At 64.6% G+C, this 17,542-nt stretch carries 15 protein-coding genes and 1 other annotated feature; of the genes, 6 read left to right on the forward strand and 9 right to left on the reverse strand.

The genetic code is table 11. The features are described from left to right. Positions 1 to 221: 221 nt before the first annotated feature. Positions 222 to 1,238, reverse strand: a complete 1,017-nt coding sequence (locus QM741_RS18305; RefSeq protein ID WP_415205730.1) for an IS110 family transposase — start codon at positions 1,236 to 1,238, stop codon at positions 222 to 224. Between the two features lie 76 nt (positions 1,239 to 1,314). Here QM741_RS18305 and QM741_RS18310 point away from each other — a divergent pair, with 76 nt between their 5' ends. Next, positions 1,315 to 2,541 carry a hypothetical protein gene (locus QM741_RS18310; protein ID WP_415209182.1) on the forward strand — a complete coding sequence of 409 codons (1,227 nt, stop codon included), beginning with the start codon at positions 1,315 to 1,317 and terminating at the stop codon, positions 2,539 to 2,541. Here QM741_RS18310 and QM741_RS18315 read toward each other — a convergent pair. Beyond that, a protein-coding gene (locus QM741_RS18315; protein ID WP_415209183.1) for an IS3 family transposase occupies positions 2,502 to 3,724 on the reverse strand; the annotation gives its coding sequence in 2 pieces (ribosomal slippage) (positions 2,502 to 3,442 and positions 3,442 to 3,724; 1,224 coding nt in all). The genes QM741_RS18310 and QM741_RS18315 overlap by 40 nt on opposite strands. Beyond that, positions 3,333 to 3,449: a sequence feature (AL1L pseudoknot), on the reverse strand. Its footprint overlaps the gene before it by 117 nt. 75 nt (positions 3,725 to 3,799) lie before the next feature. Between QM741_RS18315 and QM741_RS18320 the strand changes: the two genes are divergently transcribed. From QM741_RS18320 to QM741_RS18330, 3 genes are all read left to right on the forward strand, one after another. Continuing rightward, positions 3,800 to 5,188, forward strand: coding sequence for an RHS repeat domain-containing protein (locus tag QM741_RS18320; RefSeq protein ID WP_415209184.1), 1,389 nt, complete (start codon positions 3,800 to 3,802; stop codon positions 5,186 to 5,188). After that, positions 5,176 to 5,769: a hypothetical protein gene (locus tag QM741_RS18325; protein WP_415209185.1), complete on the forward strand. Its 594-nt coding sequence runs from the start codon at positions 5,176 to 5,178 to the stop codon at positions 5,767 to 5,769. The genes QM741_RS18320 and QM741_RS18325 overlap by 13 nt, the downstream gene beginning before the upstream one ends. A gap of 115 nt (positions 5,770 to 5,884) precedes the next feature. Then, positions 5,885 to 7,204, forward strand: coding sequence for a hypothetical protein (locus tag QM741_RS18330; RefSeq protein WP_415209186.1), 1,320 nt, complete (start codon positions 5,885 to 5,887; stop codon positions 7,202 to 7,204). A gap of 173 nt (positions 7,205 to 7,377) precedes the next feature. Here QM741_RS18330 and QM741_RS18335 read toward each other — a convergent pair whose 3' ends face one another. Next, a complete protein-coding gene (locus tag QM741_RS18335; RefSeq protein ID WP_415209187.1) occupies positions 7,378 to 7,815 on the reverse strand; it encodes an RNA-binding S4 domain-containing protein in 438 nt (145 codons plus the stop codon). Between the two features lie 79 nt (positions 7,816 to 7,894). On the opposite strand from QM741_RS18335, the gene bla reads away from it, so the two are divergent. Beyond that, the gene (gene bla / locus QM741_RS18340) at positions 7,895 to 8,824 is read left to right on the forward strand and encodes a subclass B3 metallo-beta-lactamase (protein ID WP_415209188.1); all 930 of its coding nucleotides are present in this window, start codon (positions 7,895 to 7,897) and stop codon (positions 8,822 to 8,824) included. Between the two features lie 15 nt (positions 8,825 to 8,839). On the opposite strand, the gene QM741_RS18345 is transcribed toward bla, so the two are convergent. The 4 genes from QM741_RS18345 to QM741_RS18360 all read right to left on the reverse strand — a co-directional run bounded on the left by QM741_RS18345 (position 8,840) and on the right by QM741_RS18360 (position 13,115). Next, on the reverse strand, positions 8,840 to 9,583 hold the full coding sequence (locus QM741_RS18345; RefSeq protein ID WP_415209189.1) for a peptidase: 744 nt from the start codon (positions 9,581 to 9,583) through the stop codon (positions 8,840 to 8,842). A 170-nt stretch (positions 9,584 to 9,753) separates the two neighbouring features. Continuing rightward, on the reverse strand, positions 9,754 to 10,743 hold the full coding sequence (locus tag QM741_RS18350) for an alpha-E domain-containing protein (RefSeq protein WP_415209190.1): 990 nt from the start codon (positions 10,741 to 10,743) through the stop codon (positions 9,754 to 9,756). 132 nt (positions 10,744 to 10,875) lie between these two features. Then, positions 10,876 to 12,288: a circularly permuted type 2 ATP-grasp protein gene (locus tag QM741_RS18355; RefSeq protein WP_415209191.1), complete on the reverse strand. Its 1,413-nt coding sequence runs from the start codon at positions 12,286 to 12,288 to the stop codon at positions 10,876 to 10,878. 167 nt (positions 12,289 to 12,455) lie between these two features. Next, entirely contained in the window at positions 12,456 to 13,115 is a 660-nt protein-coding gene (locus QM741_RS18360; RefSeq protein WP_415209192.1) for a PadR family transcriptional regulator, read from the reverse strand. A 108-nt stretch (positions 13,116 to 13,223) separates the two neighbouring features. Here QM741_RS18360 and QM741_RS18365 point away from each other — a divergent pair, with 108 nt between their 5' ends. Further along, a complete protein-coding gene (locus QM741_RS18365; RefSeq protein WP_415209193.1) occupies positions 13,224 to 14,648 on the forward strand; it encodes an MFS transporter in 1,425 nt (474 codons plus the stop codon). A gap of 337 nt (positions 14,649 to 14,985) precedes the next feature. Here the strand turns inward: QM741_RS18365 and QM741_RS18370 are convergent, their stop codons facing one another. Both QM741_RS18370 and QM741_RS18375 read right to left on the reverse strand, forming a co-directional pair. Beyond that, complete coding sequence (locus QM741_RS18370) at positions 14,986 to 15,252, reverse strand: hypothetical protein (RefSeq protein ID WP_415209194.1); 267 nt, start codon at positions 15,250 to 15,252, stop codon at positions 14,986 to 14,988. 33 nt (positions 15,253 to 15,285) lie between these two features. Next, positions 15,286 to 17,382: a catalase gene (locus tag QM741_RS18375; protein ID WP_415209195.1), complete on the reverse strand. Its 2,097-nt coding sequence runs from the start codon at positions 17,380 to 17,382 to the stop codon at positions 15,286 to 15,288. Positions 17,383 to 17,542: the final 160 nt, after the last annotated feature.

Genomic DNA, 17,542 nt, shown 5'->3' on the forward strand with positions numbered 1-17,542 from the left:
GCCCCTGAGCTGCGCTCCCAAACACTCGTCGGTTGCCATCGTGCCGTCCAGGTGCCCGCGATGCGGCGCACAGATGCCTGATCTCACCCGAAGGGGATCAACCCAAGAGGGCTCGGACGATGGGCGGTTTCCTCCAACACGGGCGCCGGCGAGGATCGCTATTCAGAGTCCGGGCTGGACGCCAACCCCGTTGCGAGCGGATCGCCGCCGGCATGATCGGATCATCCGAACGCGCGCTGCACGTCGAAGCGGCCGCCGTCGCGCATCAGGAAGTAGCCGGCTCGTGCGAGCTTGTGCGCTACGGCCTTGCGGGCGACGACCTTATGGCATCGACTGGCCTTGCGATCGAACCAGCGCTGGATGGGCGGGCTGAATCGCGTGGCAAAGTTCGCCGCTTCGATCCATGCCCAAGCCAGGTAGCGATTGCCGCACTTGCGGTTGCCGTGGCCTTTCTTCTTGCCGTTGGAAATGCGCTCACTCTTGACCATGCGGCAATACGAAGCATAGTCGCCCACCTCGGCGAAGCGCGCGACGTCTCCGGTTTCCAGCGCGATCGTCATGGACAGAATCGAACCGACGCCCGGTATCGAACGCAATACGCGCTGTTCGCTATGGCGGACGGGCGAGGCGAGGACCCACTTTTCCACCTGCCGAATCTGCTCTTCCACGTGCAACCAGACCTGCAACTGAGCCAGCACGCCATAGCGCACCGACGGATCGGGCAAGGCCCGCTCGATGACTTCGCCCGAGAGCTGGCGCACCGCATTGGCCGAGATGCGCTGTCCGGTATGTCTGGCCCAGCTCGATTGCACCGACAACATCAGACCGACGGCCATGCGCACCAACTGGAAGCGGCGACGCAGCAGGTCGCGAATCGCACGCTGATCGCGCGGGTAGATATACCCTTCGGGCAGAATCCCCAGACGCAACAGATGCGCCAAGTGCCGGGCATCGGATTCGTCACCGCTGTACTTGAGTCCGTCGTACTGCGGCACGGCCGCGGTGTTGGCCAAGTGCACACGATAGCCATGATCCTTCAGGCCATCGACGAGCCAATACCAGTTGTAGGTCGATTCGACAACCAGACCGGCAATCTCCTCTCGAAAAGGCTCCAGCGTTTTGAGGATTGCCGGCAATTCATTGGGTAAGCGGCATTGCCGCAAGGGCCGATCGGTTTCGTCGATCACGGCCAGCACGCTATTGCTGGAATGCAGATCGATGGCTGCGTAAAGTGACATGGCTGCCTCCTGTCGCGGGGGGGATGTTCAGAACTTCGCAAGTCCGAACATACCGCCACGCGCAGGCGGCGGCGACATGAGTCTTCAGAGGCACTTTCTGTCCGACGCGCTGGGAAGGAAGTGGCAGCGCGTGGCGACCGGCACGGGGACCGACTGGAGCGGCACGATCACCGACACCTGGAGCTACGACACCCAGAGCCACGGCTATGGCCAGCTGGCGAGCGAAACCCACGTCGGCACGGGCGACCAGAACCTCACCCGCACGTTCACCTACGACGGCTACGGCCGCCTGTACCAACGCCAGCACGTCTTGTCCGGCTCGGGCACCTATACCGAAACCACCGCCCTCGACGGCTACGGCCGGCCGAAGCAGCAGCAGGACGCGACGGGCCAGATCACGACCACGCACTACACGACGAAAGGCTTCGCCGACCGGCAGAACGACACGCGCCTGACGACGGCCGCGCAAAGCCAGACGATCGATGCGGGCTTGGGCGGGCGGCTGTACGAGCTCCTGCAGACCAACGAACGCGGCCAGCCCGTCAGCGAAAAGCGCGGCGGCAGCACCCACCTGCAAACGAGCCTGGGCTATTACGCCAAGGACGGCCGCCTGAAATCCGTGTGCACGAACGGCACGGGCACCTGTGCCCTGCAGGACGACCAGTACGCCTACGATGCGGTGGGCAACGTCACCGCGCGGTTGAAGAACGCCAGTTCCGGCAAGAGCCCGGTGGAACAGCTCACCTACGACGGCCTCAATCGCCTCAAACAAGCGCAACTGGGCGCCTGGAGCGGCGCGATCGACAGCGGCAACATCATCAACGTGATCGGCACCCAGGCGATGACCTACGACGCCCTGGGCAACCTGTGCACGCAGGTCATGACCGGCACGGGGATGGACAACACCACGCAGACCTACACCTATCCGGGCCCCGCGGGCTGCGCCAACCACGGCAGCAGCGGCAGCGCCGCCCGGGTCACCCAGATCACGGGCACCGTCAACCAGACCTACCAGTACGACAGCAACGGCAACCAGACCACGCGAAGCGACGGCCGCACGCTGACGTACAACGCGCTGAACCAGGCGGTGAAGGCCCAGTTGGGCGGGGACACGACGACGTTCCAGTACGGCCCGGAGGGCGATCGGTATCTGCGCAGCGACAACGGCATCCTGACGCTGTACATCGGCAAGGTCGAGATCACGATCAGCGGGGGCACGACGAGTGAACCGCCCCGGGAACGTCGGAGGCTGGTTGGTGTGAGTCAAGCCGCCATCGGCATCTCACGGTGTTGCTGTTGCTGATGATATATCGCTTCGGCTTCCGCCGGCGGTCGGTGTCCGATCGAGGAGAGTAGGCGGTGGTGGTTGAACCAGTTCACCCACGCCAGCGTCGCCATTTCCACGGCTTCCAGGTTCGGCCAGGATCGGCGGTGGATGACCTCGGCCTTGTACAGCCCGTTGATCGTCTCGGCCAGCGCGTTGTCGTAGGAGTCGCCCACGCGGCCGACCGACGGTTCGATGCCGGCCAGCGCCAGCCGCTCGGTGTAGCGGATCGACACGTACTGCACGCCGCGGTCGGAGTGGTGGATCAGGGCTTGCTGCACCGGCCGGCGGTCGTGCAGCGCCTGCTCCAGCGCGTCGAGCACGAAGTCCGTGCGCGCCGATCGCGACACCTTCCAGCCGACGATGCGGCGCGCGAACACGTCGATCACGAAGGCCACGTAGACGAAGCCCGCCCACGTCGACACGTAGGTGAAGTCGCTGACCCACAGCGCGTTCGGACGGTCGGCGTGGAACTGCCGGTTGACGCGATCCAGCGGGCACGGCGTGGCCTTGTCGCTGACTGTGGTCTTCACCGGCTTGCCGCGGATCACGCCTTGCAGGCCCAGCCTGCGCATCAGCCGCTCGACCGTGCAGCGCGCCACGCGCACGCCCTCACGCAGTAATTGCCGCCATACCTTGCGCGCGCCGTACACCTGCAGGTTCTCGGCGTAGACGCGCCGGATCGCCTGACACAGGTCGTCGTCACGACGCGCCCGCGCCGAACGTCGATCCGGATGGCGACGTTCCCGCGTATGGCGGCGATACGTCGACGGAGCGATCGGCAGCACGCGGCAGATCGGCTCGACTCCATGGATGGCTCGGTGATCGTCGATGAACGCGATCATGGCTTGAACCGGCGGTCGAGCTCCGCCTGTGCAAAATACGCCGACGCCTTGCGCAAGATCTCGTTCGCTTGGCGCAGTTCGCGAATCTCTCGCTCCTGCGCCTTGAGCCGATCACGCTCGGACGTACTCAACCCCTCGCGCCGGCCTTCATCGACCTGCGCCTGCCGCACCCAGCGCCGCAACGTCTCCGACGTGCAGCCCAGCTTGCCGGCCACCGAGGCGATCGTCGCCCATTCCGAGCCGTATTCGGCTTGGTGCTCGCGCACCATCCGCACCGCTCGCTCTCTCACTTCCGCAGAATACTTCGTGTTTGTCATTGCTCCATCCTCTCAAGAGTGGGAGCCTCCGACATACCCGGGGCGGTTCAGAGCGAACAGAAGCGGTATCTGGGCGTGGCGATCGACCTGGTGATGGCGAACGACACGCGCTACGTGCTGACCGACCACCTGGGCAGCACGAACGTGATCGCGCACGCCGACGGCACGAAGGTCGAACAGCAAGCGTTCGATGCGTGGGGCAACCGGCGAAGCCCGGACACGTGGACGCAGACGGGCATCGACTGGCCGATCACCACGACGACGCACGGGTTCACCGGGCAGGAAGGCGTGGAGGCGATGGGGATCGTCCACTTCGGCGGAAGAATCTACGATCCGCAACTCGGAAGGATGTTGCAGGCCGACCCGGTGCAAAATCCCGGAAGTCAGGGGCTCAACCGCTACGCCTACGTCGCGAACAATCCGCTCACGCTAACCGATCCGACGGGGTACTCGTGGCTGAGCAAGCTGCTTCACTTCGACAACAACATAGTGGGTCGATTGGTGCTCGGACCGCTATACGACTCTTATCACAGCGATTGGAACAGCTTCGTCAATAACCCGTATGTGCGCATGGTCGGCGCGATTGTTGCGGCGTACTTCACGGGCGGCGCGGCATACGGGGCCTTTATCGATGCAGGGTACGGAACCGTTGCGGCAGGCATTGCCGGAGGCGCTGCTGGCGGATTCGTTGGTGGGGCGATTCAAAGCGGTGGAAACATGGAAGCGGCGTTGCAGGGTGCACTTTGGGGAGGCGTGCTTGGCGGGCTTGGGGGAATCAACGCGAACACGCCGAGGCAGTATGACTTTTCGTTCAGCGGTGCAGCGAAGGCAGTGGGTAGACAGCTGGTCACGAACTGGGAGCGTGATCAGATTGATCGGTTCTTTGCGAGTGAGTTTGGGATCAAAGGATTGAAGCTCGATCTGTTGCTGACCGGTGCCTCGTTTGCAGGGAACGCGGTGTTTGGGTCGCGGTACGTGGGGCAGGTGGACACAGCGGGAGACGGTAACGCGACGGAGTTTATCGGGGGGATAGGAACTCGATATGGGCTTGGATATGACCCCGCGTCGAACAGCAATCTGTGGGGGCACATCGCAAATGCTTTTGACGTCCTGCTTACGGAGCGTGGATTGCCGTCTGCGTCGGGATGGGAGTATGTATTCAGTGGCGACAAGAATCTTCCGCTCGCAGGGTACAGTTTGGGGGCGAGTGATGTGAATGTACTTGCCGCTTATGGGCTTGGTTCACACGTTGCGAACTATTCTGTTGCACTTCCGGTTGGACAAGTTGGTGCTCCGATGAATAGCATAACTCTTGGCATGAGAGACCCCGTTAACGGAGGCATATTTGGCCTTCTTACCAGCCCAGGCGCGACGATGGAAAATCGTGGCTTCTTTGATCACGCACATAGTTGCTATGGCCAGCTTGCGTCTCTCGGGCAGAGTGAGGCGATATGCGCACGTTAGTACTCAATCTGCTTCTATGGTTGATGGCTACATCCGGGGCGGCAGCAACCCAGAGTACAGACCTTTGCGCGGATATTTATTTGACGGTACCAAAGGTATGGGGTTCAGCAGACTCGCCGCCGGTGTTTGAGGTGTCCGTTTCTGAGAACGGGTCTCCTTTTCACGTCCAAGGGAAACTAGGGGTGATCGATTGGGGCGGCTTTCGTGCGTGTGGAGAACGCGTTGAACTGAAGTTCAGAACAATTTTGCAAAGGAGTCGTCTGAACGGTCCGATCATCAAGGACTTTGACCGAACATACCCGTTGCGCATTCAGAGCGAGGGTCCTATCTACTTCAGACTAGGCAAAGGTGAGTTTAGAGAGATATCGACGCTAGACGGCAAGAGGGACGTTTCTGAAATTAATCAATTTGTTGAGAACTACAACAACACCACGGCGAAGATTCCGTACACCTCGTTGTCAGGCGGGACGTTCACAAGGGACCCAATCTACATCGCTGGCATGGAGTGGCTCGACCGGCGAGACTACTACTACAGCAAAAAATCGATTTGTGTGTTGGAAAGAAGCGAGCGTTGTCCTTAACCCGGAAAATGGTTCCAGCTTGACTTGCTGGGCCAGCCAACAAGATAAAAGGGTTGGTATCGGCACCGCTGGAAGCCGCACCGCACAAGGCGTTGCGCGTGAGCGAAGGAAAACGGTGTCAGAGGCACTTTCTGTTGCCTACGAGGCGGCCTCGGGCCTGCTCGTCTCCGAGCGCATCCAGTCCGGCGCGAGCGTCAACCAGGACCTGCGCACGCTCTACGATCGGGATGCCTACGGCAACCGCACGGCGGCGTACCAATGCAGCAGCAACGTGACCGACACGCAATGCCGCGCCGGCGCGACGAACGGCAGCGTCGCACAACGGCAAAGCGGCACCACCGTGCTGCGCTACGCCCGCACGAGCTACGACAGCCTCGGCCGCTACGTCACCGCCAGCCGCCTGCCCTTCGCCACGACGGCAGGCGGCTGGAACGAGCAGCAGGCCACGCAGGTCACGGCGCGCGACGAGTTCGGCAACGCCACCGGCCAGAGTGCGATCAACGGCACCACCCAGGCGGCGCGGTTCGGTGTGCTGGGCCGGCCGTACTTCACCAAGGACAACCTCGGCCACGCGAGCACGACGACGTTCCGCCTGTGCGGCAGCGGCGCCAATTGCGGCACCGACCCCCGCTTCAAATTCCGCGCGCAGACGATCACTGCGGGCAGTGCGAGCAGCTGGACGTACTTCGACGTGCTCGGCCGCCCGGTGATGACCGTCGCGCAGGCGTTCGACAGCAATCCGACCACCCAGCAGTTCACGGCCACGTGCGCGTTCACCGACGCGCACAACCGGCCGACGTACCAGTCCGAGCCGTTCTTCCTCAACGCCACCGTATCGGGCGACGGCAGCCCCACGATCAGCGGCGCGGCCTGCGGCGGCGCGAGCTACGCGACGACCACGGCCTACGACGTGCTCGGCCGCGCGCTCACCGTGACGACGCCGGACGGCACCACGACGAACCAGTATGTCGGCCTGAGCACGTTCGTCACCAACGCCCGCGGCTACAGCGGGGAGACGATCGTCAACCCGATGGGCGAGGCGGTGCAGACGCTCGATCCGGGCACGGTCAACGGCGAGGGTTTCCGGGTTGGCGGCGCAAGCGTCCATCAGGGCGCTGCCGCGCGTGACGGCGGTGCCGCCGTGGACCTCCTTGAGCGTCGCGATCGGCGGGTCGAGGAAGTGAAATGCGTCGTGACCTCTGTCCGTTGTGCGTCTGCGGCAGGGGTGCGAGCGTGTCAGCACCCGCCGGATGCAGGTGGCTGGTCGATTGCGGCGAATCGGCGTCTGCGGAACGGCGCGGTCAGCAAGACTTATTTGCGACATTGTATAATCCCGGTTTTGCCGCAGTCATTGGGTCTGTCAATCCAACTGTGTAACTGCGGTTATGGATCATACGTTGACGGGCACGCGCTCTTCGCAACAGCCGTACCCTGACGTCTCGTCCGTCGCCTTGGCTGGCTGGCGTTCGATTTCCTTCGTCAAGGGACAACGTAGTTGCTGCTTCCATGCGCGGGACGACGCGCCAGCCTTCATCCGCGCAGCAGTCGGCCAAGTGACGCACTTGTATTCAAGCGCTAGAAAGCCGCTACAGGGACAGCTTCACAAAGTCACATCGCATCGATGTCCCCCAGCGCAATGATGAGCCGGCGCGCGCGCTTGTCCGGCTTGGTCGGCGGCTTGGCGTAACCGTGACGTTCAAGCCGGCGACGCTCCGCCGCTTCGGCACGCGCGTTGCGGCTGGCTTCGGTTTCGCGATAGAGCGACTGCACCTGTGCGGCGGAACCGCGCTGGTCGCCGAGCGCGGCGACATCCACCTCGAAACGTTCTTCGCCGCGCGCGATGGCCAGGCGATCGCCGACATGCACCGGCTTCGATGGTTTGCCCGCGACCTGGTTCACTTCCACCTTGCCGCCTTCGATCGCCTTCTTCGCCAGCGCACGCGTCTTGAAGAAGCGCGCGGCCCAGAGCCACAGGTCGAGCCGCGCCGATTCCGACGCTGCTGACGCAATTCCGACGTCCCGAGACTTCGTTCCCGAATTTGCCATGCTTTCGCCATGCCGAGCCAATGCACATTCTATCGAAGCGAGCGAGAATCGCGCACTTCACCACTCAGCCCATTGCGACATGTCCTGCCTTCCCTTTTTGCATCGTACGTCCGCCGCAGCGGCCCTTGTGGCCGGCACGCTCGTCCACGCGACCGATCCGCAGGCCCTCTTGACCCGGCCGATGCCCGGCAAGCCGGAGTGGACCCGCGCGCATGTGCCGATCCGCATCTACGGCAACACCTACTACGTCGGCAGCTACGGCATCAGCGCCGTGCTCGTGGACACAGGGGCGGGTCTGATCCTGCTCGACGTCGGCCTGCCGCAATCGGCGCCGCAGGTCGAGGCCAACATCGCCAAGCTCGGATTCAAGCTCGCCGACGTCAAGTACGTGCTCAACTCGCACGCGCACTTCGATCATGCCGGCGGCATCGCCGCGCTCGTGCGCGACAGCGGCGCGACGGCGATCGCCAGCCCGTCGGGCGCAACGGCGCTGCGCGCGGGCCATGTCGTCGCCGACGACCCGCAGGCGTCGGACGTGGCGAACGCCGCCTTCCCCGCCGCCGCACGCGTGCGCGAGATCGCCGACGGCGAAGCCGTGCGCCTCGGCGACACGGCGATCACCGCGCATTTCACGCCTGGGCACACGCCGGGCAGCACGACCTGGACGTGGAAATCCTGCGAAAACGGCAAGTGCCTCGACGTGGTCTATTCCGACAGCCTCTCGGCCTTCGCTTCCGACGGATTCCATTTCCTCGCCGACGCGACGCACGGCGATCTCACCGCATCGTTCCGCAAGAGCATCCGCACGGTCGCCAGCCTTCCCTGCGACATCCTCGTCTCCACGCATCCCGACGCCTCGGGTGCCGACGAGCGGCTGGCGAAACTTGCCGTGCGGCGCGAACCGAATCCGATGATCGATGCGCAAGCCTGCCGCCGCTTCGCCGCGAAGTTCGAGAAGATGCTCGACGAGCGCATCGCCGACGAAAACAAAGCAGCGCAAGCGCACTGATCGTGCGCGACCCGCTCAGGGCTTCGGCACGAATCCGTCCGGCACCGGAATGCTCGCAAACGCGCGCTTGAGGCCTTCGTTCCACAGCGCCCCAAGTTCGCGGAAATACGGATCGGTGTCCTCGATGCGGTGCTGATCGCGCGCATCGAGGCTGTCGGCCGGATAGACGAGCAGGTCGATCGGCAGGCCGACCGAGATGTTCGAACGCATCGTCGAGTCGAACGAGACCAGGGTCAGCTTGATCGCGTCGGCAAGCGGCAGCGCGGGCGAGATCACGCGATCGATCACCGGTTTGCCGTACTTGATCTCGCCGTTCTGGAAGAAGGGCGCCTCGCTCGAGGATTCGATGAAGTTGCCCTCGGCGTAGACCAGGAACAGGCGCGGCGCCTCGCCCGCGATCTGGCCGCCTACGATGAAGCTCGCCGCGGAATCGACGTTCTGCGCACGCAGGTATTCGCCGTCGCGCTGGCGCACCTCGCGCAGCGTGTTGCCGATCAGTTCGGCGGCGGCGTGCAGCGACGTCACCGAGAAAATGTTCGGAGCGTCCGGGTTTTCCTTCGCGGCGCGCTCGATCTGGTTGATCGCGTTCTGCGTGATCGACAGGTTGCCGGCCGACAGCGCGACGATGACGCGCTCGCCCTTCTTCGCGAACACGTGCATCTTGTCGACGCGGGAAATGTTGTCGACGCCGGCGTTGGTGCGCGTGTCGGACGCGAACACCAGGCCCGCATCGAGCTTCATGGCAACGCAATAGGTCATAGGGGTGCATTCTATCTTCCCTTCTCCCGCCGGGAGAAGGTGCCCGCAGGGCGGATGAGGGAGAGGCATCGCAATTTCGATGTGGCGTACATCCGTGCAAGGCTTTTCCTAATCCGGCGCTGTCGCGCCACCTTCCCCCAGTGGGGAAGGAAAACAACGGCGCGTTCGATTCAACCTTGGCTCTGCACCTGCACCTGCCCGACGATTTCCGGCGTCAGCAGAAAATGCCGGTTGATCTGCTGCGCCAATGCGAACAGGCGCGTCATCACGCGCTGCAGCCAGACTTCCATGCCCTGCGCGAGCACGTCGTCGATGCAGCCGTAGCGCGTTTCGGCCATCAGCGCGCCGGCCTGGCGCACGACCTCGTGGTTGCCCGGACCTGCGAGCGCGATCAGGGTCTTGTGCACGACCTCGGTGCAGGTGGCGAGCGAGCGCGGGGAATCGTGGTTGAGGATCATCAGTTCCGCCACGCGCTCGGGCGCGATCGTCTCGCGATAGTGGCGGCGATAGGTTTCCATCGCCGACAGCGCGTGCAGCAGCGCGCTCCACTGGTAGTAGCCGACCGCGGAGCGCGCGTCGCCCGCCTCGGCGGTCGACGGTCCCGAGTACTTCACGTCCATCAGGCGCACGCCCCAGTCGGCGCGCTCGAGGAACGTGCCGAGCTGCAGGTAGTGGTAGGCCGCGTCGCGCCCCATCGTACCGACGGTCATGCCGCGGAACGAGGCCGAGCGCGTCTTCACCCATTCGACGAAACGCGGCACGCCTTCGTCCTCGAAACGCTCGGCGCTGAGCTTGCGCATCTCCAGCCACGAGGTGTTGAGGTCCTCGTACATCTCCAGCGTGATCGCGCCGCGCTGCGCGCGCGCCGACTCGCGCGCGGCGCGGATGCACGAGTAGATCGACGACGGATTGGTCGCATCGAGGCAGAGGTAGCGCAGCACCTTCTGCGCGACGATCGGGCCGTTGAGGTGCGAGTACTCCTGCACGAGGCCGAGCGCGTCGAGCGCGCGGCGCCAGGTGCCGGCATCGTGGCGCCACGGATCGAGCCGTTCGGGCAGCAGCGCGATGCGGTGGGTCACGTCGATCAGGCGCGCGGTGTTCTCGGCGCGCTCGATATGGCGCGAGGTCCAGTACAGGTCGTTGGCGGTACGACAAAGCATTTGGTTCGCTACCTCTTCTTTGCCGTCATTCCCGCAAAAGCGGGAATCCATTTTGATCTTTCTCTTGTTGCGAAAAGCATTAAAAGAAGAAACTGGATTCCCGCTTTCGCGGGAATGACGACGAAAAATCAATCAACCTTCCAGCACCCACGTGTCCTTCGTCCCGCCGCCCTGCGAGGAATTGACCACGAGCGAACCCTCGGCTAGCGCCACGCGCGTCAGGCCGCCGGGAACGATGTGAATCTCCTTGCCGCTGAGCACGTAGGGCCGGAAATCCACATGCCGCGGCGCAAGCCCGCTGGCCACGTAGGTCGGGCACGAGGACAGCGCCAGCGTCGGCTGGGCAATGTACTTCGACGGCTCGGCGAGGATGCGCTCGCGGAATTCGGCGATCTGCGCCTTCGTCGACGCCGGCCCGACGAGCATGCCGTAGCCGCCCGCGCCGTGGACTTCCTTGACGACGAGTTCGGGCAGATGGTCGAGCGCGTAGGCGAGGTCGTCGGCATCGCGCAATTTATACGTTTGGACATTGTATAAAATGGGCTCTTCGCCGAGATAGAAGCGGATCATCTCGGGCACGTAGGGATAGACCGACTTGTCGTCGGCGATGCCCGCGCCGATCGCGTTCGCGAGCGTCACCCGCCCGGCCTTGTAGGCCGCGAAGATGCCCGGCACGCCGAGCATCGAGTCGGGGTTGAATACGGTCGGATCGAGGAAGTCGTCGTTGATGCGCCGGTAGATCACGTGCACGCGCTGCGGGCCCTGCGTGGTGCGCATGTAGACGGTGTCGTCGCGCACGAACAGATCCTGGCCCTCGACGAGCTCGACGCCCATCTGCTGGGCGAGGAAGGCGTGCTCGAAATACGCCGAGTTGTGGAAGCCCGGGGTGAGCACGGCCACGGCCGGCTCGTCCACGCCTTCGGGCGCGACCGAGCGCAGCACGTCGTGCAGGCGGTCGGGATAGTGCTCGACGGGCGCGACGGCGTGCATCGCGAACAGTTCGGGGAACAGGCGCATCATCATGCGCCGGTTCTCGATCATGTACGACACGCCAGAAGGGACGCGCAGGTTGTCCTCGAGCACGTAGTACTCGCCGGCGCCGGCGCGCACGATGTCGACGCCGGAGATGTGCGAGTAGATGCCGCCGGGCACGTCCATGCCGCGCATCACCGGCTTGTACTCGGCGTTGTTGAGGATCAGGTCGCTCGGCACCTTGCCCGCGGCAAGGATTTCCTGGCCGTGGTAGACGTCGTTGAGGAACAGGTTCAGCGCCTTGACGCGCTGGCGCAGGCCGGCATCGAGCATGCGCCATTCCTCGCGCGGGATGATGCGCGGCACGATGTCGAACGGGATCAGGCGTTCGGCGCCTTCCTTCTCGCCGTACACGGCGAACGTGATGCCGACGCGGTGGAACAGCACCTCGGCTTCGCGGCGTTTCTGCTCGAGCCGCTCCGGCAACGTGGCGCGAAGCCAGCGGTCGAAGGCGCCGTAGTGCGGCCGCGCCGCGCCTCCCGTATCGAGCATCTCGTCGTAGCTGACCGGCATGCGATTCCTCAGTGTTGCACAGGAACGCCGCGTCCCCCTTCGTTGCGCGGGGACACGTCGGTTATCGCACTGCAACAAACTATCCGCCGTTCGTCAAGCGGCAAACCACAAAAAAATCCGCGCAGCGCCCGCGTTGCACATGACGCGCAAGGCGGACGCGATACGACTCAGTCGTCGCCGCGAACCTCGGCCGCCGCGCGCTTGAGGATTTCGGCGATGCGCCTGGCTTCCTTCGCCCCGGCGTGGCGCTTGTCGCGCAGCGCGGCTTTTAGCTCGCGCCGCGCAAGCCACGCGTCGCGCCAGATGCCGCCGCGCGGGTCCTCGTCGTCGTGCGCGGAGAAAATCTCGCGCACGCGCCCCATCTTGGCGCCGATGCGCGCGAGCTGGTCGAGCATTGCGTCGGCGCTCTCGCGGTTGTCGTCCAGATACTGGCGCCCCGGGTCGGTGATCGAATACAGCTTCTTCGCCCCTTCCGCGGCGACGTTGGCATAGCCGACTTCTTCGAGCCAAGTCAGCGCGGGATAGACCATGCCGGGGCTGGGCGTGTAGAAGCCGCCGGAGCGCTCTTCGAGCGCCTTGATCAGCTCATAGCCATGGCTGGGTTGCTCGGCGAGCAGCGCCAGCAGGACGAGCTGCAGTTCGCCCGAGGCGAGCTTGCGCCCGGTGCGGAAGCCGCCGCCGCCGAGGCCGCGGCCACCGAAGAAGCCGCCGCCGAAATGGTCGAAGCCGTGCCGGCCGCGCTCGCGGCCGATGCAGACAGACTCGCCGATCTCGTCCGCGAAGCGACGCAACCGATTGTGAAAACCGGGGTGGAAATACGTATGCATGGAAGTTCTCCTGATTATCGTCAGCTATATCTTACGATATATTTAAGCGATGTCAATACGTCGTGTGCGAACCCATCCGGACGCCATGTCGTGCGACAATGCGGCACTATGGATTCCCCCCATCCGTCCGCCGTCGAGCCCGTCCGCGGCGAACCCTACTCCGCCCCCATCCTCGACGCCCGCGCCAAGCGCAGCCTGCTCTGGCTGATCGCATTCTCGTTCTTCATGCAGATGCTGGACTCGACGATCGTCAACACGGCGGCCCCGAGCATCGCCGCCGCGCTCGGCGTGATGCCGCTGTCGATCAAGACCGCGCTGATCAGCTATACGCTGAGCCTCGCCGTTTTCATCCCGCTCAGTTCGTGGCTGGCCGATCGTTTCGGCACGCGCAATATCTTCTGGGCGGCCATCGCGATCTTCACCGCGGGCTCGCTCGCCTGCGGACTCGCCACCAACCTGCCGATGCTCGTCGCCTCGCGCGTCGTGCAGGGTTTCGGCGGGGCGATGATGATGCCGGTCGGGCGGCTGGCGATCCTGCGCAGCTTTTCGAAGGCGGAATTCGTCGGCGCGATGGCGTTCGCGACGATTCCCGGCCTGATCGGTCCCGCGATCGGCCCGTTCCTCGGCGGCCTGTTCTCGACCTTCCTGTCCTGGCGCATGATCTTCTTCGTCAACCTGCCGTTCGGCCTCGCCGGGCTGTGGATGACGCGGCGGCACATGCCGGACTACCGCGCCGTGGAACACACGCCGCTCGACCTTGCCGGTTTCCTGCTGTTCGGCCTCGGTGTCGGCGGCCTGTCGTGGGCGCTGGAACAGGTGATCGAGGCGCGCTATGTGCAGACTTTGTCGATCGGGCTGCCCGCGATCGCGTTGCTCGTGCTCTACGCCCGTCGCAGCCTGCGCCTCGCCCATCCCATCGTCGATCTGCGCCTGCTGCGCGTCCCGAGCTTCCGCATCGGCATCAATGGCAGCTTCACCACGCGCCTCGGCGTCGGCGGCGTCTATTTCCTGCTGACGCTGCTGTTCCAGATCGGCTTCGGCCATTCGCCGGTCGTGGCGGGTCTGCTGCAGACGCCGCAGGCGGTCGCGATGCTGTCGACGCGTTTCTTCGTCGCCTCGATCATCCGCCACTTCGGCTATCGCCGCGTGCTGATCGTCAACACCGTGCTCGCCGGCCTGATGATCCTTTCGTTCGCGGCGTTCGACGCGACCACGCCGGTCTGGCGCCTGTGCACACAGGTGTTCGTATTCGGCGCGGTGATGTCGATCCAGTACACCGCGGTGAACACGCTCGGCTTCGTCGACCTCACGACCGCGCAGGCGAGCATGGGCTCGTCGATGTCGAGCACCGCGCAGAACCTGTCGATCAGCTTCGGCGTCGCCTTCGGCTCGCTGCTGATGGCCTGCTTTCTGCCCGCGAGCGGCGGTGACGCCTACGTCGGCGCGTTCCACGCCACCGTGATCATCCTCGGCCTCGTCACGATCCTATCGTCCGCCGTCTTCTACCGCGTGCCGCGGTCGGCGGCGGCATAGGGCGTAGCGGCGCGACTTTCGCGCACCTTTGCGCGAAAGAAGTGAAACCCGAAAGACGAACTGAAAACGGGAACACTACATGCGACGCTGGCCCAACTTGGCATCGCGAAGAACGAACTGTAGGAGAAAGCGCAATGCAATCCTTTACCTATCCATTCCGCTTCGAGGCCGACATGGACGATGGCGGCTTCGTGGTGACGTGCCGCGACCTGCCGGAGGCGATCACGCAGGGCGAGTCGATTGAAGATGCCCGCAGCGAAGCCGCGGATTGCCTGGATGAGGCGTTGTACGCCCTCATCGCCTCAGGCGAGAAGATTCCGGCGCCCAGCCGTGGGCGTCAAACGCGCTTGGCCATGGCGAACGGCTCGCGCGGCATCGGCGCTTCGCCCGCGGCGGGCGGCTCGACGCGGGTGCGGCCGAGCGTGATGTTCTTCGCCGCGCGCACTTCGCGGTTGGAATAGGTCCAGATCTCGCCCGTGGCGGTGATGAACACGGTCCAGTGGAGATCGCTTTCCGGGCCGTAGTCGATGAGCACGTGCGCCAATCCCTCGCCTTTCGGCGTCAGCAGCGGGATCGGCGGATTCAGTTGCAGCAGACCGCACATGCCTGTGCCCTCCGTGTCGTCGTCATTGAAACCTCAAGGCAGCGTGCGCAGGCCCGGTTCGCGCGGCCACTGGCGCGTGCGCGCGGCCTTGACGAAGGCGGCGGGCTGCGCCGCGTCGACCACGCCGGCGTCCGCCTTCACCGCGGCGGCGTCGAGCACGGGGCCGGCGCCGCCATCGTGCGCGATCGCCTTGAGATGGCCGAACGCGTCGCGCACCCAGTCCACCGCGCAAGCTTCCTTGGCCAGGCGCTTGCCCGCAGCGGAAGAAAGCACGAGCGCGACCGCGTCGAACACCACCGACGGCGTGCCGGCGAGTTGCCCGTCCGCGGCGAGAACGCGCCCGTTGGCGAGCTTGGCGCCGCCGATCTTCGGCGCCACGATCTTGACCTTGCCGCCGTCGCCTTCGATCGCCTTGCGCAGCGCCGCCACCGCGCCGCCTTCGCTGCCGTCGTCGACGAGGATGCCGACGCAGCGGCCTTGCAGCGTGCGCTTGGCCTTGCCGATGATCTGCAGCGCGGGCGATGGCGGCATGTCGATCGGCTTGACCGCGGCCGGCGGCGCCGGCGGCAGCGCGGCCATGCCGAGGCCCGCGGCGACGCGCTTGGCGAGGTCGCCGTCGACGTGGCGCAGATGGCCGACCACCGCCTCGCGCACATGCGGCGTCTCCACCTTCGACAACTCGAACACCAGCGCCGAGGCGATGTGCGCCTGCTCCGGCGCGGTCTGGCTGCGGTAGAACAGCCGCGCCTGGCTGTAGTGGTCGGCGAAGCTCTCCGCGCGCACGCGGCCCTTGGCGCCGTCGTCGGCGCGCTGCGCATAGCTGCGGAAACCGTCGGGCGTTTCGCGCGGGCTGTCCGCCTGCAGCGAACTCGGTTCGTAGTTGACGCGGCCCTTGGGTACGTGCACCTGCATGTGGCCGTCGCGCTGCAGGTTGGCGAACGGACACTTCGGCGCGTTGATCGGAATCTGATGGAAGTTCGGCGAGCCGAGCCGCGAGAGCTGCGTGTCGAGATAGGAGAACAAGCGCCCCTGCAACAGCGGATCGTTGCTGAAGTCGATGCCCGGCACGATGTTGGCCGGGCAGAACGCCACCTGCTCGGTCTCGGCGAAGAAGTTGTCCGGCCAGCGGTCGAGCACCATGCGGCCGACGATCTGCAGCGGAACCAGCTCTTCCGGAATCAGCTTGGTCGGATCGAGATGGTCGAACGGAAATTTCTCGGCGTCCTTCTCGGTGAACAACTGCACGCCGAATTCCCATTCCGGATAGTCGCCGCCCTGGATCGCCTCGAACAGGTCGCGGCGGTGGAAGTCCGGATCGGCGCCGGCAATCTTCACCGCCTCGTCCCACACGGTCGATTGCAGGCCGAGCTTGGGCCGCCAGTGGAACTTGACGAAGGTGGACTCGCCCTTGGCGTCGATGAGCCGGAAGCTGTGGATGCCGAAACCTTCCACCATGCGCAGCGAGCGCGGAATCGCGCGGTCGCTCATCGCCCACATGATCATATGCATCGATTCGGGCGTAAGCGAGATGAAATCCCAGAACGTGTCGTGCGCGCTGGCCGCCTGCGGGAAGCCGCGGTCGGGCTCCATCTTCACCGAATGCACGAGGTCGGGGAACTTGATCGCGTCCTGGATGAAGAACACCGGGATGTTGTTGCCGACCAGATCCCAGTTGCCCTCCTGGGTGTAGAACTTCACCGCGAAGCCGCGCACGTCGCGCGGCGTGTCCACCGAACCGGCGCCGCCCGCGACGGTGGAGAAGCGCACGAACACCGGCGTCTTCCTGCCCGTCTCGGTGAGGATCTTCGCGGTGGTGTATTTGCCGAGCGAACGCGTCAGCTCGAAATACCCGTGCGCGGCCGAACCGCGCGCGTGCACGATGCGCTCCGGAATGCGCTCGTGATCGAAATGTGTGATCTTCTCGCGCAGCACGAAATCTTCGAGCAGCGTCGGCCCGCGCGGCGTCGGGCGCAGCGAGTTCTGGTTGTCGGATACGGGAATGCCCTGATTCGTGGTCAGAGCGGGATGCTTGGCGGCGGCGGACTGATGCAGCTCGTCGCCTTCGCCGCGATATTCCATCTTGCCCGCGCCGTTCCGTTTTGGACTGCGCGCAGAAATGGACTTCGCCATGATCGCCTCCGTTGATCTTGCCTGGCAATAAAGCGGGGTGTTCCGTAGGTTGATCGAATGTACGCCGCGCTTTATTAAAAAATCGATGGTTTGGCGTGTATTTCTTGTTACGGCGCGGCCATGTGCGGCCGCACCATGGCGCACGGGCATGAACGATGCA

Origin of the sequence: Rudaea sp. (genome assembly GCF_047601565.1) — a bacterium.
GTDB lineage: Bacteria > Pseudomonadota > Gammaproteobacteria > Xanthomonadales > Rhodanobacteraceae > Rudaea.